This window comes from Roseovarius sp., from assembly GCF_030373445.1.
Taxonomy (GTDB): Bacteria; Pseudomonadota; Alphaproteobacteria; order Rhodobacterales; family Rhodobacteraceae; genus Roseovarius.
The window spans coordinates 33,615-50,564 of record NZ_JAUCYU010000008.1 but is presented as its reverse complement, the minus strand read 5'-3'; the positions used below and the strand labels follow the sequence as shown (position 1 = coordinate 50,564).

General features: G+C 65.7%; 18 protein-coding genes. 9 read left to right on the top strand and 9 right to left on the bottom strand.

All coding sequences use genetic code 11. The features are described from left to right. Positions 1-123: 123 nt before the first annotated feature. The 7 genes from QUV18_RS14960 to sucC all read right to left on the bottom strand — a co-directional run bounded on the left by QUV18_RS14960 (position 124) and on the right by sucC (position 8,427). A complete protein-coding gene (locus tag QUV18_RS14960) occupies positions 124-357 on the bottom strand; it encodes a hypothetical protein (protein ID WP_300894810.1) in 234 nt (77 codons plus the stop codon). Between the two features lie 117 nt (positions 358-474). After that, a complete protein-coding gene (gene odhB / locus QUV18_RS14955; RefSeq protein ID WP_300894809.1) occupies positions 475-2,094 on the bottom strand; it encodes a 2-oxoglutarate dehydrogenase complex dihydrolipoyllysine-residue succinyltransferase in 1,620 nt (539 codons plus the stop codon). A gap of 4 nt (positions 2,095-2,098) precedes the next feature. After that, positions 2,099-5,059, bottom strand: a complete 2,961-nt coding sequence (locus QUV18_RS14950) for a 2-oxoglutarate dehydrogenase E1 component (RefSeq protein ID WP_300894808.1) — start codon at positions 5,057-5,059, stop codon at positions 2,099-2,101. Positions 5,060-5,246: 187 nt separating this feature from the next. Continuing rightward, complete coding sequence (locus QUV18_RS14945) at positions 5,247-5,687, bottom strand: DUF805 domain-containing protein (protein WP_300894807.1); 441 nt, start codon at positions 5,685-5,687, stop codon at positions 5,247-5,249. A gap of 63 nt (positions 5,688-5,750) precedes the next feature. Continuing rightward, positions 5,751-6,635 carry a succinate--CoA ligase subunit alpha gene (gene sucD, locus QUV18_RS14940; RefSeq protein WP_300894806.1) on the bottom strand — a complete coding sequence of 295 codons (885 nt, stop codon included), beginning with the start codon at positions 6,633-6,635 and terminating at the stop codon, positions 5,751-5,753. Positions 6,636-6,801: 166 nt separating this feature from the next. Beyond that, positions 6,802-7,185, bottom strand: a complete 384-nt coding sequence (locus QUV18_RS14935; protein WP_300894805.1) for a hypothetical protein — start codon at positions 7,183-7,185, stop codon at positions 6,802-6,804. 48 nt (positions 7,186-7,233) lie between these two features. Beyond that, positions 7,234-8,427: an ADP-forming succinate--CoA ligase subunit beta gene (gene sucC, locus QUV18_RS14930; protein ID WP_300894804.1), complete on the bottom strand. Its 1,194-nt coding sequence runs from the start codon at positions 8,425-8,427 to the stop codon at positions 7,234-7,236. Positions 8,428-8,716: 289 nt separating this feature from the next. Between sucC and QUV18_RS14925 the strand changes: the two genes are divergently transcribed. Next, positions 8,717-10,072 carry a hypothetical protein gene (locus tag QUV18_RS14925; protein ID WP_300894803.1) on the top strand — a complete coding sequence of 452 codons (1,356 nt, stop codon included), beginning with the start codon at positions 8,717-8,719 and terminating at the stop codon, positions 10,070-10,072. A gap of 80 nt (positions 10,073-10,152) precedes the next feature. On the opposite strand, the gene mdh is transcribed toward QUV18_RS14925, so the two are convergent. Continuing rightward, positions 10,153-11,115: a malate dehydrogenase gene (mdh, locus tag QUV18_RS14920; RefSeq protein WP_300894802.1), complete on the bottom strand. Its 963-nt coding sequence runs from the start codon at positions 11,113-11,115 to the stop codon at positions 10,153-10,155. Positions 11,116-11,273: 158 nt separating this feature from the next. Between mdh and QUV18_RS14915 the strand changes: the two genes are divergently transcribed. Beyond that, positions 11,274-12,029, top strand: coding sequence for a sulfite exporter TauE/SafE family protein (locus tag QUV18_RS14915; RefSeq protein ID WP_300894801.1), 756 nt, complete (start codon positions 11,274-11,276; stop codon positions 12,027-12,029). Positions 12,030-12,035: 6 nt separating this feature from the next. Here QUV18_RS14915 and QUV18_RS14910 read toward each other — a convergent pair whose 3' ends face one another. Continuing rightward, positions 12,036-12,320 (bottom strand): hypothetical protein, encoded by a 285-nt coding sequence (locus QUV18_RS14910; protein ID WP_300894999.1) that lies wholly within the window; start codon positions 12,318-12,320, stop codon positions 12,036-12,038. A 214-nt stretch (positions 12,321-12,534) separates the two neighbouring features. Here QUV18_RS14910 and QUV18_RS14905 point away from each other — a divergent pair, with 214 nt between their 5' ends. The 7 genes from QUV18_RS14905 (at position 12,535) to sdhD (ending at position 16,947) form a co-directional block, all read left to right on the top strand. Beyond that, positions 12,535-13,398: a CoA ester lyase gene (locus QUV18_RS14905; RefSeq protein WP_300894800.1), complete on the top strand. Its 864-nt coding sequence runs from the start codon at positions 12,535-12,537 to the stop codon at positions 13,396-13,398. Between the two features lie 5 nt (positions 13,399-13,403). Continuing rightward, the gene (locus tag QUV18_RS14900) at positions 13,404-13,949 is read left to right on the top strand and encodes an NnrU family protein (RefSeq protein ID WP_300894799.1); all 546 of its coding nucleotides are present in this window, start codon (positions 13,404-13,406) and stop codon (positions 13,947-13,949) included. A gap of 5 nt (positions 13,950-13,954) precedes the next feature. After that, on the top strand, positions 13,955-14,158 hold the full coding sequence (locus QUV18_RS14895) for a DUF1737 domain-containing protein (RefSeq protein ID WP_300894798.1): 204 nt from the start codon (positions 13,955-13,957) through the stop codon (positions 14,156-14,158). Positions 14,159-14,160: 2 nt separating this feature from the next. After that, entirely contained in the window at positions 14,161-15,192 is a 1,032-nt protein-coding gene (locus tag QUV18_RS14890) for a MaoC family dehydratase (RefSeq protein ID WP_300894797.1), read from the top strand. A gap of 115 nt (positions 15,193-15,307) precedes the next feature. Continuing rightward, a complete protein-coding gene (locus QUV18_RS14885; protein WP_300894796.1) occupies positions 15,308-15,997 on the top strand; it encodes a DUF1194 domain-containing protein in 690 nt (229 codons plus the stop codon). A 184-nt stretch (positions 15,998-16,181) separates the two neighbouring features. Then, positions 16,182-16,565: a succinate dehydrogenase, cytochrome b556 subunit gene (gene sdhC, locus QUV18_RS14880; protein WP_300894795.1), complete on the top strand. Its 384-nt coding sequence runs from the start codon at positions 16,182-16,184 to the stop codon at positions 16,563-16,565. Between the two features lie 10 nt (positions 16,566-16,575). Beyond that, positions 16,576-16,947: a succinate dehydrogenase, hydrophobic membrane anchor protein gene (sdhD, locus tag QUV18_RS14875; protein WP_300894794.1), complete on the top strand. Its 372-nt coding sequence runs from the start codon at positions 16,576-16,578 to the stop codon at positions 16,945-16,947. The last annotated feature ends 3 nt before the right edge of the window (positions 16,948-16,950 follow it).

The following is a 16,950-nucleotide window of genomic DNA, read 5'->3' as shown; positions in this document are numbered from 1 at the left end:
CTTGACCCGGGACCTCTTGGAGAGGGGCGCTCGGTGATGGCGCGAGGCCCCGGGTCGAGCCCGGGGCAGGGGGTGTTTGTGGCGCGAGGCCCCGGGTCGGGCCCGGGGCGGGGGATGGCGGGGTCATGCGGTCTCCAGCAGGTGGTGGGCGGAGGGGCCGTGGCCGAGGGCGGATTCCTTTTCCACCCAGGCCTTGGCGCGGTCGGCGTCGTTGACATCGAAGAGGGCCCAGTGGGCGCCGGTGCCCTCGCGCCAGAGCTGGAGCTGGGTGAGGCCGGCATTGGCGCGGTCCTCGGCATGGGCGTCGTGGGTGTCGTGGTCGAAGCTGTCGTAGCGGAGGAGGAGTTGGGTGGTCATGGGGGTGTCCGGTTGATGGGGGCGGGCAGGTGGGTTGGCACCCACCCTACGGGGTGCCGGACGGATTGTCGCCCGCCCGGCGAATCTTCGTAGGGTGGGTGAAACCCACCATGGCGATCACAAGTCCATCAACAGGCGGCGCGGATCTTCCAGAGCGTCCTTCACCCGGACGAGGAAGGTGACCGCGCCCTTGCCGTCGACGATGCGGTGGTCGTAGCTCAAGGCGAGGTACATCATCGGGCGGGCGACGATTTCGCCGTTCACGACCATCGGCCGTTCCTGGATCTTGTGCATGCCGAGGATGCCCGATTGCGGGGGGTTGAGGATCGGCGAAGACATCAGCGAGCCGTAGACGCCGCCGTTGGAGATGGTGAAGGTGCCGCCCTGCATTTCCGCCATCGAGAGCTTGCCGTCGCGGGCGCGGGTGCCTTTCTCGGCGATGGCCTTCTCGATCTCGGCGAAGGAGAGCGCGTCGGCGTCGCGGATCACCGGGACGACGAGGCCGGTGGGCGTGCCCGTGGCGATGCCCATGTGGACAAAGTTCTTGTAGACGATGTCGGTGCCGTCGATCTCGGCGTTGACTTCCGGCACCTCCTTCAGCGCGTGGCAGCAGGCCTTGGTGAAGAAGGACATGAAGCCGAGCTTGACGCCGTGCTTCTTCTGGAACTCGTCCTTGTAGGCGTTGCGCAGCTCCATCACGCCGGTCATGTCCACCTCGTTGTAGGTGGTGAGCATGGCGGCGGTGTTCTGGCTGTCCTTCAGGCGCTTTGCGATGGTCTGGCGCAGGCGGGTCATCTTGACCCGTTCCTCGCGCTCGGCATCCTCGGCGGAGACCGGGGCGCGGGGGGCCTGGGCGGGGGCCTTGGCCTCGGGGGCGCTTTCGGACTTGGCGGCGCCGGAGCCGGCCTTGGCCACGTCTTCCTTCATCACGCGGCCGTCGCGGCCGGAGCCTTCGACCTGGTCGCGGGAGAGGCCCTTTTCGGCCATCGCCTTCTTGGCCGAGGGGGCATCCTCGATATCGCGGCCGGCGGGCGGGGCGGTGTATTGCGTGCCGCCCGCGTCGGCCTTGGAGCCGGCGAGGTCGTCCTGACCGGCGGCGGGGCGCTCGGCGGGTTCGACCGTGCCGTCGGCGGCGCCGGAGAGCACGGCCAGTTTGGCGTTGGCCTGCACCGTCTCGCCTTCCTGGGCGAGGATCTCGGTGATGGTGCCGGCGGCGGGAGAGGGGACCTCGACCGAGACCTTGTCGGTTTCGAGCTCGCAGAGCATCTCGTCCTGGCTGACATTGTCGCCCACCTTCTTGAACCAGGTGGAGACGGTGGCCTCGGACACGGATTCGCCCAGCGTGGGGACCATCACGTCGACGTTGCCGCCGCCATTGCCGCCGCTGCCGCCGGTGGAGCCGCCGCTGCCGCGGCCGGATTCGGGCTTCTTCTCTTCCGTCTTCCCGGATGTCTCGTCGGAGGCGGATTTCTTCGGCGCGTCGTCGTCGCCCGCGCCTTCCCCTTCGGAGATGGTGGCGAGGAGGGCGTCGACGCCGACGGTCTCGCCCTCCTTGGCGACGATCTCGGCCATCTTGCCGGCGGCGGGGGCCGGTACCTCTACGGTGACCTTGTCGGTTTCCAGTTCGCAGAGCATCTCGTCGGCCGCGACCGCGTCGCCGGGCTGCTTGAACCAGGTGGCGACGGTGGCCTCGGTGACGGATTCGCCCAGCGTGGGCACTCGTACTTCGATGGTCATCGGATCACTTTCCTTCGATGCTGAGCGCGGCGTCGACCAGCGCTTCCTGTTGGGCTTTGTGTTGCGAGGCGAGGCCCGTGGCGGGCGAGGCGGCGGCCGGGCGGCCGGCGTAGACGGGGCGGGAGTGCTTGGACTTGATGCGGGTGAGGACCCATTCGATGTTGGGTTCGATGAAGCTCCAGGCGCCCTGGTTCTTGGGCTCTTCCTGGCACCAGACGACCTCGGCCTTCTTGAAGCGCTCCATCTCCTTCACGAGCGAGATGGCGGGGAACGGGTAGAACTGTTCGATCCGCATCAGGTAGACGTCGTCGATGCCGCGCTTGTCGCGTTCTTCCAGCAGGTCGAAATAGACCTTGCCCGAGCAGAGCACGACGCGCTTGATCTTGTCGTCGGAGACCAGCTTGGTGTCGGAGTTGCCGTATTGCGCGTCGTCCCACAACACGCGGTGGAAGGACGAGCCGGTGGTGAATTCCTCGGCCTTGGAGATCGCCAGCTTGTGCCGCAGGAGAGACTTGGGCGTCATCAGGATGAGCGGCTTGCGGAAGGTGCGGTGGAGCTGCCGACGCAGGATGTGGAAGTAGTTGGCCGGGGTCGTGCAGTTGGCGACGATCCAGTTGTCCTGGCCGCACATGGTGAGGAAGCGTTCGAGCCGGGCGGAGGAGTGTTCCGGGCCCTGCCCCTCGTAGCCGTGGGGCAGGAGGCAGACGAGGCCGGACATGCGGAGCCACTTGGATTCGCCCGAGGAGATGAACTGGTCGAACATGATCTGGGCGCCGTTGGCGAAATCGCCGAACTGGGCTTCCCAGAGGACGAGCGCGTTGGGCTCGGCGAGCGAGAAGCCGTATTCGAAGCCGAGCACCGCGTATTCCGACAGCATCGAGTCGATGACCTCGTACTGGGCCTGGCCGGAGCGGATGTTGTTGAGCGGGTAGTAACGCTCCTCGGTCTCCTGGTTGATGAAGCCGGAGTGGCGCTGGGAGAAGGTGCCGCGGGTGCTGTCCTGGCCCGCGAGGCGGACCGGGTAGCCTTCGGTCAGGAGCGAGCCGAAGGCGATCGACTCGGCGGTGGCCCAGTCGAAGCCTTCGCCGGTTTCGAACATCTTCGACTTGGCGTCGAGCAGGCGGGAGACGGTCTTGTGAAGGGGGAAACCGTCGGGCGCGGTGGTGAGCGCCTTGCCGATCTCTTCCAGCGTCTCGGGTTTGATCGAGGTTTCGCCGCGCTGGTAATCCTCGTCCTGGCGGTCGAGGTGGGACCATTTGCCGTCGAGCCAGTCGGCCTTGTTCGGGCGGTATTCCTTGCCCGCCTCGAACTCGTCGGCGAGGTAGGACTGGAAGGCGGCCTTCATGTCCTCGATCTCGCCCTCGGGGATCAGCCCGTCGGCGACGAGCCGGTCGGTGTAGAGCGCCAGCGTGGTCTTCTGCTTCTTGATCTTGTTGTACATGATGGGGTTGGTGAACATCGGTTCATCCCCCTCGTTATGGCCGAAGCGGCGATAACAGAAGATGTCGATCACCACGTCCTTGTGGAACTTCTGGCGGAATTCCGTGGCGACCTTGGCGGCGTGCACGACCGCCTCGGGGTCGTCGCCGTTGACGTGGAAGATGGGCGCCTCGACCATCAGGGCGATGTCGGTCGGGTAGGGGGAGGAGCGCGAGAAGTGGGGCGCGGTGGTGAAGCCGATCTGGTTGTTCACGACGATATGCATGGTGCCGCCGGTCTTGTGGCCGCGCAGCCCGGAGAGGCCGAAGCATTCGGCCACGACGCCCTGGCCCGCGAAGGCCGCGTCGCCGTGCAGCAGGATCGGCAGGATCGAGGTGCGGTCGGTGTCGTGGTACTGGTCCTGCTTGGCGCGGACCTTGCCGAGCACCACCGGGTTCACGGCCTCGAGGTGCGAGGGGTTGGCGGTGAGCGAGAGGTGGACGGAATTGCCGTCGAATTCCCGGTCGGAGGAGGCGCCGAGGTGGTACTTCACGTCACCGGAGCCGTCGACATCCTCGGGTTTGAAGGAGCCGCCCTGGAACTCGTTGAAGATGGCACGGTAGGGCTTGCCCATCACGTTGGCGAGCACCGAGAGGCGGCCGCGGTGGGGCATGCCGATGACGATCTCCTTGATGCCGAGATTGCCGCCGCGCTTGATGATCTGCTCCATCGCCGGGATCAGGCTTTCGCCGCCGTCGAGGCCGAAGCGCTTGGTGCCCATGTACTTGACGTGGAGGTATTTCTCGAAGCCCTCGGCCTCGACCAGCTTGTTCAGGATCGCCTTGCGCCCTTCGCGGGTGAAGCGGATTTCCTTGTCGTAGCCCTCGATCCGTTCCTTGAGCCAGGCGGATTGCTCGGGGTCGGAGATGTGCATGTATTGCAGGGCGAAGGTGCCGCAATAGGTGCGCTTCACGATATCGACGATCTCGCGGATCGAGGCGACCTGGAGGCCGAGCACGTTGTCGATGAAGATCGGCCGGTCCATGTCGGATTCGGTGAAGCCGTATGAGCGGGGGTCGAGCTCGGGGCGGAAGCCGTGGTCGCGCAGGCCGAGCGGGTCGAGCGTGGCGGCGAGGTGGCCGCGGATGCGGTAGGCGCGGATCAGCATCAGGGCGCGGACCGAGTCGAGCACGGCGCGCTTGACCGCGTCGTCGGAGACCTCGACGCCTTTCTCGTCGGCCTTGGCCTTGATCTTGTCGCCGGCCTTCTTGGCCTCGATCTCGGGCGGCCATTCGCCGGTGAGCGCGCCGGTCAGGTCGTCATTGGGGTGCGGCGGCCAGTCGGCACGGGCCCAGGACGGGCCGGCGGCCTCTTTCTTGACGTCGGTCTCTACATCGCCGAGCTGCGAGAAGAAGTTCGCCCAGGCCTCGTCGACCGCGGACGGGTCATTGGCGTAGCGGGCGTAGAGCTGTTCGAGATACTCGGCATTGTGCCCCTGCATGAAGGAGGAGGCGTGAAACTGGTCGTTGGGGGATTGGTCGGTCATTGTCGGTCTCCCGTATGTGCCTTGCGCCCGGCCCGGGCGACGGGCGGGCGGGCCAAGGCATGGACTGCCGTGAAGGTGGGGGCGGGTCGCGGCGATGCTGCCCGGAGGCCGGCGAGGCGGCCTTTCGGGCGGTTCGGCTTGTGCTCTGTCTGGCTCTTGGCCATTGGAACGCCTTGTGAGTTGCGGGTCAGGCCTGCGGCGGGGGGCCGTAGGTGTTGGTTTCCGGCTCGGACGGGCGGGTGAGCCAGTAGATGTAGAGAATGGCGAGGATCAGCTGGACGACGCCGAGGATGGCGAGCAGCCCCATGCTGCCCATGCCGCCGGGGGCCATCGGGTCGGCCATGGGGGCGGGGGAGAGCAGCATGGAGAGAAGGCTGAACCCGACGGGGATGAGAATGTACCATCCCGGCCGCCCGGTATCCTGCAGGCGCCGCCAGCCCGCCGACGTGGCCGGGACGATCAGCGCCAGGATGTAGAGCGTGTAGATGATCCAGCCGAGAAGGGAAGCTATCAGCGCACCGATGATGTAGGCCAGCATGAACCACCAGTATTCCGAGCGCGAGGCGCGGCCGGCAAAGGTGGCGTATTTCTGTGTCAGGCATGTCTTGACCGATGTCTGAAAGTCCATTGTGTTTACCTTCCCGTGTTGTTGGCGGGCCCGTTGGGCCGGGCCCTTTCTGATGATATTTCCTTATTTTCCGATGGCTTCGAGCACCGCTTCGCCGAGGCCCGCGGGGCTTTCGGAGACGGTGATGCCGGCCGAGCGCATGGCCTCGATCTTGTCGTCGGCGCCGCCCTTGCCGCCCGCCACGATGGCGCCGGCGTGGCCCATGCGGCGGCCCGGAGGCGCGGTGCGGCCGGCGATGAAGCCCGCGACCGGTTTCTTGCGGCCCTTCTTGGCCTCGTCTTTCAGGAACTGGGCCGCGTCTTCCTCGGCCGAGCCGCCGATCTCGCCGATCATGATAATCGACTCGGTCTCGTCGTCGGCGAGGAACCATTCGAGCACGTCGATATGCTCGGTGCCCTTGATCGGGTCGCCGCCGATGCCGACGCAGGTGGACTGGCCGAGGCCCACATCGGTGGTCTGCTTGACCGCTTCGTAGGTGAGCGTGCCGGAGCGGGAGACGACGCCACAGGAGCCGCGCTTGTGGATGTGGCCGGGCATGATGCCGATCTTGCAGGCGTCGGGGGTGATGATGCCGGGGCAGTTGGGGCCGATGAGGGTGGATTTCGAGGTTTCCAAGGCCCGCTTGACGCGCATCATGTCGAGCACCGGGATGCCCTCGGTGATGCAGACGATGAGGGGCATTTCGGCGTCGATCGCCTCGAGGATCGAGTCGGCGGCGAAGGGCGGGGGCACGTAGATCACCGAGGCGTTGGCGCCGGTTTCGTGGATCGCTTCGTGAACCGAGTTGTAGACCGGCAGGTCGAGATGGGTCTGGCCCCCTTTGCCGGGGGTGACGCCGCCGACCATTTTCGTGCCGTAGGCGATGGCCTGTTCGGTGTGGAAGGTGCCCTGCGAGCCGGTGAGGCCCTGACAGATCACTTTGGTGTTTTCGTCTACGAGGACTGCCATCTTGGCGTTCTCCCTTGATCATGCCGCGCCGAGCGCGGATTTCTGGTTCCTGTTTTGACTGTCGGGCCGGTATGCGGCGACCGGACAAGAGGCTGGAATCCCTTCCGGGCCTTCGTGCCCGCCCCGGGTTCGAGCCCTGAACGATATGTCGACCGGGCAAACATCATCACGGCTGCGACGCACCTTTGCCGACGGTGATCGTCCCGTTGGGGTAAACCCGCCAGTAGGTTCCGGACACGGCGATCGTGCATCCGGCCAGTTCGGTCCGCGAGACGGATACGACGCCCGTGTACCGGGGGTCATTCTTTCCCTTGTAGGTGATGAGCCGTGAAAACGAAGTCCTCAGCGCGCTCGTCCGGACGTAGCGGCCCGACGTGTCGAAGGCTGCCTCTGCCGCGTTGGGGTCGTTGTAGTGGGGAAGGCAGATCCGCTTGAAATCCGCAGGCATCTCGTTGCGCGAGACGACCCTGTCGGTGCCCTCCACGCGGAACCGGGCGGCATCGGCAGGATACCCCGTCGGGGAGTAGGCAGAATCTACGCATCCGGCCATGATGCCCAAGCCGGCAAGCAAGATGGAGCCCTTCAAAACTCTCATCCCTTACCCCTTCACCGCCTTCACGATCTTCTCGGCGCCGTCCTTGAGGTCGTCGGCGGCGATGACGTTGAGGCCGGAGGATTCGATGATCTCCTTGCCCTTCTCGACATTGGTGCCTTCGAGGCGGACGACCAGCGGCACCTTGAGGCCCACGTCCTTGACCGCGGCGACCACGCCCTCGGCGATGACGTCGCAGCGCATGATGCCGCCGAAGATGTTGACGAGGATGCCCTTCACGTTCGGGTCGGAGGTGATGATCTTGAACGCCTCGGTCACCTTGTCCTTGGTGGCGCCGCCGCCCACGTCGAGGAAGTTGGCGGGTTCGGAGCCATAGAGCTTGATGATGTCCATGGTGGCCATCGCGAGGCCCGCGCCGTTGACCATGCAGCCGATCTCGCCGTCGAGGGCGATGTAGTTGAGGTCGTACTTGGAGGCTTCGAGTTCCTTGGGGTCTTCCTCGGTCGTGTCGCGCAGCTCGGCGATGTCGGAATGGCGGTAGATGGCGTTCGAGTCGAAGCCCATCTTGGCGTCGAGGCACTTGAGGTCACCGCCGTCGGTGACGATCAGCGGGTTGATCTCGAGCATCTCCATGTCCTTCTCGAGGAACATCTGGTAGAGCGTGCCCATCAGCGCGACGCATTGCTTGATCTGCTTGCCCTCGAGTTCGAGCATGAAGGCGATGCGGCGGCCGTGGAACGGCTGATAGCCGGTGGCCGGATCGACCGAGAAGCTGAGGATCTTGTCGGGGGTCTTCTCGGCGACTTCCTCGATATCCATGCCGCCCTCGGTGGAGCAGACGAAGCTGACACGGGAGGTGACGCGGTCGACGAGGAGGGCGAGGTACATCTCCTTCTCGATGCCCGAGCCATCCTCGATGTAGATGCGGTTCACCTGTTTGCCGGCGGGACCGGTCTGCTTGGTCACGAGTGTCCGGCCGAGCATCCGCTTGGCTTCGTCGACTGCTTCCTCGACCGACTTGGCCAGGCGCACGCCGCCCGCTTCGCCGGCGCCGGCCTCCTTGAAGGTGCCCTTGCCGCGGCCGCCCGCGTGGATCTGGGCCTTGACGACCCAGAGCGGCCCGTCAAGCGCGCCGGCGGCTGTCTTGGCTTCCTCGGCCCGCAGGACGATGCGGCCATCCGACACGGGGGCGCCGTAGGAGCGAAGCAGAGCCTTCGCCTGATACTCATGGATATTCATGAAACTGTCCCGTTTTGCTACGTTCAGGGACAGTTATTCACACAAGTGTGGCAACAAGATAAACGGGTTTCTGCCCCGGCCCCCCGAATAGCGGCGGTTTTTCGCCCTTTGTGATCACAGGGGTAAATCGTGTGATCACAAGGGGGCCGATTCAGGTCGATTCGTCACGGTCGAGGTTTTTATGGTACGGCAGGGAACATTACACGGCGCAACGCGGTTGACCCACGAGGGCGTCTTGTGCGCCACGCGGGACAGATCATCACGATCAGCACAGGAGAGGATTTGATTTATGGCAGACAATGGCAATGGATGGTTGAGCGGCAAGGTACTGGCCGTGGCGTGTGTCGCGCTGGTGGGCTGGGGGATCGGGATCTACTCCCTGACCGCGAAATCGCAGTTGCAGAACGAGTACAACGCGCAGGAGGAAGTGGTGGGGTCGCTTCAGCAGGCGCGGACGGAGTTGAGCGAGCTTGAGCCACGGGTGGGCGAACTGCGCGAGTCGGAGACGACGCTGAGCGAGCAGGTCGGCACGCTGGAAGAGGAAGTGGCGCAGAGGACCGAGCGCAGTGAAGCGCTGGCGGGCGAGATTTCCTCGCAGGAGGAGCAGCTTGCGGAGCTCAAGAGCGAGGCGGAGCCGCTGCAGAAAGTGCTGGAGGATTACGAGGCCCGCAGCACCGAGCTCAGCCAGAAGATCAGCGAACAGAGCGACCAACTGGCCGAGGTCGGCGAGCGGCTGGAATCGGCACGCAGCGAAGAGGCCGAGCTGCGGGAGACGCAGGCGGGGCTGACCGAAGAGGTGGCCAAGCTGTCGGAAGAGGCCGCCACGGCGGAAGAGGATCTTCAGGCGACGGTCGAGCAGGAAGCGACCTTGCGCAAGGAAATGCAGAGCCTGCAGGCCGAGGTGTCGGGGCTTCAGGACGAGCGGATCAAGCTGGACGACGCGGTTGACCGGCTGACCGCACAGCAGACCGGGCTGCAGGAGGACGTGGCCGCCGCCGAGGCGCAGCGGGCCGAGTTGCAGGAGGTGGTGACGACGCTGACCGAGCAGGTCGAGGAGCGGTCGAACCGGCTTCTGGAGATCGAGAAGCGGATGAGCGAGTTGAACAGCCAGTCGGAAAGCCGGATGATGGAGATCGGGCCGGCGAGCGAAGAGACCGCTTCGGCCGAGAGCGGTTCGGGCCAGCCCGAGAGCGCGTCGGACGAGAGCGGGGCCGCGGCGCAGGACGAGCCGGAAGACGGCGCGGCCTCGGGTGAGGAAAGCGGCACGGCGACCGGGTCGGAGAGCGGTTCGGAAAGCGGCAATGCACAGGGCGCTCAGGCCGAAGAGGGCTCCGACGGCGAGTCCGCGACAGAGGACGGCAGCGCGCCGACTTCGGACAGCGAAGAGGATGCCGCCGAGGGCGATGCTGGGAGTGACTCCTCAGGTGACGGGCAGACCGCGGAAAGCGACAGCGTGACAGAGATCGGCAGTGCCGACAGCGAAGGGGCCGAAGAGGGCGCCGACGCGGGGTCGGAGAGCGACGCCCAGGGTGAAAGCGCCGAGGAGGGCGACAGTGCCGATGGCGAGGCGGCCGAGGAGAGCCAGCCCGCCGAGGAAGAGCCCGCCGAAGAAGAGGTCGAGGAAGAGGAAAGCGGGTCGAACTGATCCGAGCCACCTTCCGGACATGAAAAAACGCGCCCGGGGTGATCCGGGCGCGTTTTCTTCTGGTCAGGTCAGTCGAAAGCTCAGGCCAGCGAGCTGTCGATTTCCTTGCAGGCATCGACGAGGCCCTTCACGGCCTTCACGGAGGTGTCGAACATCTTCTGCTCTTCCGAGTTCAGCTTGATGTTCATGATCCGCTCGATCCCGCCGGCGCCGATGACGGTGGGCACGCCCACGTACATCTGCTTGACGCCAAGGTCGCCGTCGCAATAGGCGGCGCAGGGCAGGACGCGCTTCTGGTCTTTCAGGTAGGCTTCGGCCATCTCGATGGCCGAGGTGGCGGGCGCGTAGAAGGCGGAGCCGGTTTTCAGGAGGCCCACGATCTCGGCGCCGCCGTCACGGGTGCGCTGGACGATCGAGTCGAGCTTGTCCTGCGTCGTCCAGCCCATTTCCACGAGGTCCGGCAGGGGAACGCCGGCGACGGTAGAGTAGCGGACGCAAGGGACCATGGTGTCGCCGTGGCCGCCGAGGACGAAGGCGGTGACGTCTTTCATGGAGACGCCGAATTCGAGGCTGAGGAAGTGGCGGAAGCGGGCGCTGTCGAGGACGCCGGCCATGCCGCAGACCTTCTCGGCCGGGAGGCCCGAGAATTTCTGCAGGGCCCAGACCATCGCGTCGAGCGGGTTGGTGATGCAGATGACGAAGGCGTCGGGGGCGTTGGCCTTGATGCCTTCGCCGACGGATTTCATGACCTTGAGGTTGATGCCGAGGAGATCGTCGCGGCTCATCCCCGGCTTGCGCGGGACACCGGCGGTGACGATGCAGACGTCGGCGCCGGCGATGTCGGCGTAATCCTGCGTGCCCTTGAGCGCCGCGTCGAAGCCTTCGGACGGGCCGGATTCGGCGATGTCGAGCGCCTTGCCCTCGGGGGTCCCTTCGGCGATGTCGAAGAGGACGACATCGCCCAGTTCCTTGAGGGCTGCGAGATGGGCGAGCGTGCCGCCGATCTGTCCGGCGCCGATGAGGGCGATCTTGGGTCTGGCCATTGGAAAACTCTCCGGTGGTTTGAATTTTGCAATGGCCTAGTCCCAAAGCGACAGCCACGCAAGGGCGCTGCGATGCGGCGGGGGGCGGTGGCGGGGCTGTTGCTTTCCGTCGCGGTGGGATATTCCCTTGGAAATCTGGTGATTTAGGGGCGGAGCGCATGGGCGGGTTCGGCTGGGAAGTTTACGCGATCGGGGCGTTTGCGGCCTGTTTCGCGGGCATATCGAAGGGCGGGTTCGGGTCGGGTGCGGCCTTTGCCGGCGCCACGATTCTGGCGCTGGTGATGCCGCCGGGGCTGGCGCTTGGGATCATGCTGCCGCTGCTGATGCTGATCGATGCCTCGACGCTCAGGCCCTACTGGCGGCAGTGGAGCTGGCCCGATGCGCGGCTTCTGGTGCTGGGCGGCCTGCCGGGGGTGGCGCTGGGTGCGGCGCTTTACACGGTGGCGGAGCCGGATGTCTTCCGGCTGCTGATCGGGGTGGTGGCGCTGGTGTTCGTGGGGTGGCAATTGTGCGGGCGGCTGGGGCTGTTGCAGATCGGCAAGCGGGAGTTGCCGCCCTGGGGCGGGGCGCTGGCGGGCGTGGTGGCCGGGTTCACCAGTTTCGTCAGCCACGCGGGCGGGCCGCCGGTGGCGGTCTACCTCCTGTCGAGGAAGGTGGGAAAGACGACGTTCCAGGCGACGACGGTGCTGGTGTTCGGGCTGCTCAACCTGGCGAAGGTGGTGCCTTACGCGTTCCTGGGGATCTTCACGCGGGAGACGCTTGCCTTCGACCTCGGCATGGCGCCTTTCGCGTTGCTGGGCGCCTATATCGGGGTGAAGGCGCACCGGCTGGTGCCGGAGGGCCTGTTCTTTTCGATCACTTACGTGCTGTTGACGGTGACCGGCAGCAAGCTGATCTGGGACGCGCTGACCTGATTGCGATCAGGCGTCGGTGCCGGGGGCGGGCGGGGCTTCGGCCAATGTCTCGAACGCCTGGCCGCTGGCGATCATGCAGGTGAGCCCCTGCGCGGTGGTGACGATGATCGTCCAGGTGCCGGTTTCGGGCGAGGCGAACACCTCGACCATGGCATTGTTGGCGCCGAGGCCGATCGACTGGCGGGATTCGCCGTAGCGGGCGGCCAGCCGGTCGACCACGACATCCCGCGGGGCGCAGTTGGAGGCGGCCGCGCTGGTGCCCGGCGTGGCGGTGGCGAGGGCGACGCCCATGACAAGCGACTTCATCATCTTCCATATCCTTTCCGGAACGGGCCCCGAGAGGGCGTGTGCCGAAAGCGTGTCGCCACGTTTGCGAAAAGAAGGTTAATGGACCGTGCGTGCCCGGCTTGCTGCGGCGCGGCGGGAAATCGCTTGAACTTTTCGGGCGAAAAGTGGCAGGACTGCGCAAGAAAATTTCCGTCACCTGCCAGACGAGGACCAGCAGATGGACCTGACGACGCATCCCTATCGTTCCGTGCTCTATATCCCCGGCTCGAAGGAGCGGGCGTTGGAGAAGGCGATGACCCTGCCGACCGATGCCATCATCTTCGACCTCGAGGACGCGGTGGCCCCGGATGCCAAGGCCGAGGCGCGGGAGACGCTGGCAAAGGCGCTGAAGGAGAACGATTTCGGCAAGCGGGCCAAGATCGTGCGGATCAACGCGCTGACCACGGAATGGGGCAACGAGGATGTGCGGGTGCTGAAGGATGCGGGCGCCGATATCTTCCTGCTGCCCAAGGTGAACACGCCGACGGACGTGGATGCGCTGGCCGACATGCTGGCGCCGGACATGCCGATCTGGGTGATGATGGAGACGCCGGTGAGCGTGTTCAACGCGCGCGAGATCGCGGCGCATCACCGGGTGACGGGGCTGGTGACGGGGACGAACGACCTGACCAAGGACCTGGGCTGCCGGACGCGGACCGACCGGTTGCCGCTGATGACGGCGCTGCAGATGATCGTGATGGCGGCACGGGCGGCGCGGGGCGTCGTTGCCATTGACGGGGTGTATAACCGGTTCCGCGATGGCGACGGGCTGAAGGCGGAGTGCGAACAGGGGCGCGACCTTGGTTTCGACGGCAAGACGCTGATCCACCCGGCGCAGATCGAGGTGACGAACACGGCCTTCGCGCCGACGCAATCGGAGATCGACCTGGCCGAGCGGCAGATCGCGGCCTATGAAGAGAGCATGAAATCGGGGCAGGGCGTGGCCGTTGTCGACGGGCAGATCGTCGAGAACCTGCACGTGGTGGCGGCGCAGCGCATCCTTGCGAAAGCCCGGGCGATTTCGGAACTGGCAGCGGAGTAGGGCGCATGATCTGGCTTATCCTCGGGGTTCTGCTGTGGAGCCTGTCGCATCTGTTCAAACGGCTTGCGCCGGGGCCGCGGGCCTCGATGGGCGATGGCGGCAAGGGCGCGGTGGCGGTGAGCCTGCTTGTCGCGATCGTGCTGATGGTGATCGGCTACCGGATGGCAGAGGGCGCGTTCTTCTGGGGGCGGACGCCGATGACGGCGGGGATCAACAACCTGCTGATGCTGGTGGCCGTTTACCTGTTCGCCGCGTCGGGCATGAAGACGGCGGTGGCGCGGAAGATGCGGCACCCGATGCTGGCGGGCGTGAAGACCTGGGCGCTGGCGCACCTGCTGGTGAATGGTGACGTGCCGTCCTTCGTGCTGTTCGGCGGGCTGCTGGCCTGGGCGGTGATCGAGGTGATCGTGATCAACCGGTCGGAGCCGGAGTGGGTGCCGCCCGCGCCGGTGCCCGCGCGCAAGGAGATCATGGCCGTGGTGGGCACGGTGGTGGTGTTCGGGGTGATTGCCATGATCCATGGCTGGCTGGGCTATCCTGTCTTCGGGTGAGAGAGATGAAACTTTACAGATTCCTGAGCGCCGACGACACGTCGGCTTTTTGCCACAAGGTGACCGAGGCGCTGAACAAGGGCTGGGCGCTGCATGGCTCGCCCACCTATGCCTATGACGCCGCCAATGGGGTGATGCGGTGCGGGCAGGCGGTGGTGAAAGAGGCCGAGGGCGAATATTCGCCGGATATCAAGCTGGGAGAGCAGTGAGCATGGCGAAGACCAACCCGGGGCGGTTTTTCGAGGACTATTCGGTGGGCGAGACGATCCACCACGCGGTGCCGCGGACGGTGTCGGGGGGCGAGCGGGCTTTGTACCACGCGCTCTACCCGGCAAGGCATGCGCTTTATTCGTCGGATGAGTTCGCGAAGGGGTGCGGGCTGCCCGCGGCGCCGATCGACGATTGGGCGGCGTTTCACGTGGTGTTCGGGAAGACGGTGCCGGATATCTCGCTGAACGCGTTGGCGAACCTGGGCTATGCCGAGGGGCGGTGGCTTCGGCCCGTGTGGCCCGGCGATACGCTGCGCTCGACCTCGGACGTGATCGGGGTGAAGCAGAATTCGAATGGCAAGTCGGGTGTCGTCTGGGTGCGCACGAAGGGGGTGAACCAGCGGGACGAGGTGGTGCTCGAGTACGTGCGCTGGGCGATGGTGCGGAAATTCGATCTGGACGCGCCGGCGCCGGAGACGGTGATCCCGGAGCTGAAGCCGGTGCTGGAGGCGTCGGACCTTGTTGTTCCGGAAGGGCTGGACTTCACCGGGTATGATTTCACGCTGGCGGGGGAGCCGCACCGCTGGGGCGATTACGAGGTGGGCGAGGTGATCGACCATGTCGACGGGGTGACCGTCGAGGAGGCCGAGCACATGATGGCGACGCGGCTTTGGCAGAACACCGCGAAGGTGCATTTCGACGCGAGCCTGCGTGAGGATGGCAAGCGGCTGATCTATGGCGGGCACGTGATTTCGATGGCGCGGGCGTTGAGCTTCAACGGGCTGGCGAATGCGCAGATCGTGGCCGGGCTGAACGGGGGCGCGCATGCGAACCCGTGTTTTGCCGGTGACACGATCAAGGCGTGGTCGGAGGTTCTGGACAAGGCCGAGACGGGCGTTCCGGGGGTGGGTGCGATCCGGCTGCGGCTGGTGGCAACGAAGGGCGGGGAGCCGTTCACGCTGAAGGGCGAGGACGGGAAATACCTGCCGCACGTGATGCTGGACCTGGATTACTGGGCGCTCATGCCGATGTGACGGTGCCCTGGGGCGGCTGTCGGGATTTCGAGTATTTGGGCCAAGAAGAAGCCCGGGGTGCGCCTCGGGCTTTTCCGTGCTGGGCAGGGGGCGCGGGATTGGTCATTCTGGGCGCATGGTCTTGCGTGGTCTTTTTCACCTGATGCTGTTGGGCGCGGCGGTGCCGGCGGCGGCGTGCGAGATCGCGCTGGTGCTGGCGGTGGATGTCTCGGGCTCGGTCGACCGGCATGAATACGCCATCCAGATGCAGGGGCTGGCCGAGGGGTTGCGCGACGGGGCAGTGAGCGAGGCGCTGGTGGCGGGCGAGGCGGCGGTAATGGTGATGCACTGGACCGGTTCGTCGCGGCAGGAGGTGGTGGTGCCGTGGACGCGGATCACCGGGTTCGACGTGCTGGAGCGATTCGCGGACGAGGTGGAGCGGGCGCCGCGGCAGTGGCGGAATTTCTCGACCGCGATCGGGGAGGCGCTTTTGTTCGCGCGGGACAGGCTGGCGGAGGGGCCGGAGTGTGGGCGGCGGGTGATCGACATATCGGGTGACGGGTCGTCGAACGAGGGGATCGAGCCCGTCGCGGTGCGGGCGGCGTTGCAGGCCGAGGGGATCGTGGTGAACGCGCTGGTGATCGAGGGGGCGGAGCCGTTGATGACCGAGTATTTCTGGGAGAACGTGATCCTTGGATCCGGGGCGTTTGTGATCACAGCGAACAGCTATGCCGAATATCCCGCGCGTATGCGGCGGAAATTGCTGCGGGAAGTGGCGAAGCAGATATCGGTGCGGGAGGGCGCCGAGGGGGCGGGGCGTTTGTGATCACACGCCAGCGCTTGTGATCACGTATGGGGTAAATGCGACGAAATGCCTGCAAGAACCGGGATTTCGCTCTTTGCATGCGTGACACACAAGTTAAAACGTAGGAGAAGGAAGCCGAGTGACCGGCCAGGCGCCGGGCAGGCTTTTGTCTTGCGCCCGCCGCAAACACGAAAGGGACCGATCCATGGCAGATGTGAACCGCGGCAACCGCCCGCTGTCACCCCACCTGACAATCTATCGCCCGCAGCTGACCTCCATCACCTCGATCCTGACGCGGATCACCGGCAATGCGCTTCTCCTCGGAGCGATCCTGATGGTGTGGTGGTTCCTGGCGGCCGCGACCTCGGCGGAGTATTTCGCCACCGTCGACGGGCTGGTGACCAGTTTCATCGGCGACGTGATCCTGTTCCTGTCGCTCTGGGCGCTGTGGTATCACACGCTGGCGGGGATCCGGCACCTGATCTGGGACAGCGGCGCGATGCTGGACATCCCGAGCGCCGAGAGGCTGGGCTGGGCCGCGATCGGGGGATCGGTGATCCTGACCATCGTCACCGCCATCATCATCTGAGGAGGACGCGATGCGTTATCTGACCGACCGCAAGCGCGCCGTCGGCCTTGGCTCGGCCAAGACCGGGGTGCATCACTTCTGGGCGATGAAGCTGTCCTCGGTGGCGCTGCTCATCCTGATCCCGCTGTTCGTGTTCACCTTCGGGCCGATGCTGGGCGAGCCGCACGAGGCCGTGGTGGCCTATTTCGCGCGGCCCTTCCCGGCGATCGTCGCGGCGCTGACCATGATCGTGGGCTTCAAGCATTTCAGCGACGGTGTGCGCGTGATGATCGAGGATTACGTGCAGGGCGGAAAGCGGAAATACGCGATCATCCTGATGACCTGTGTGAGCTACGGGCTGATGGTGACGGGCCTTTTCGCCATCGCCAAGATCGCCCTTTGAGAC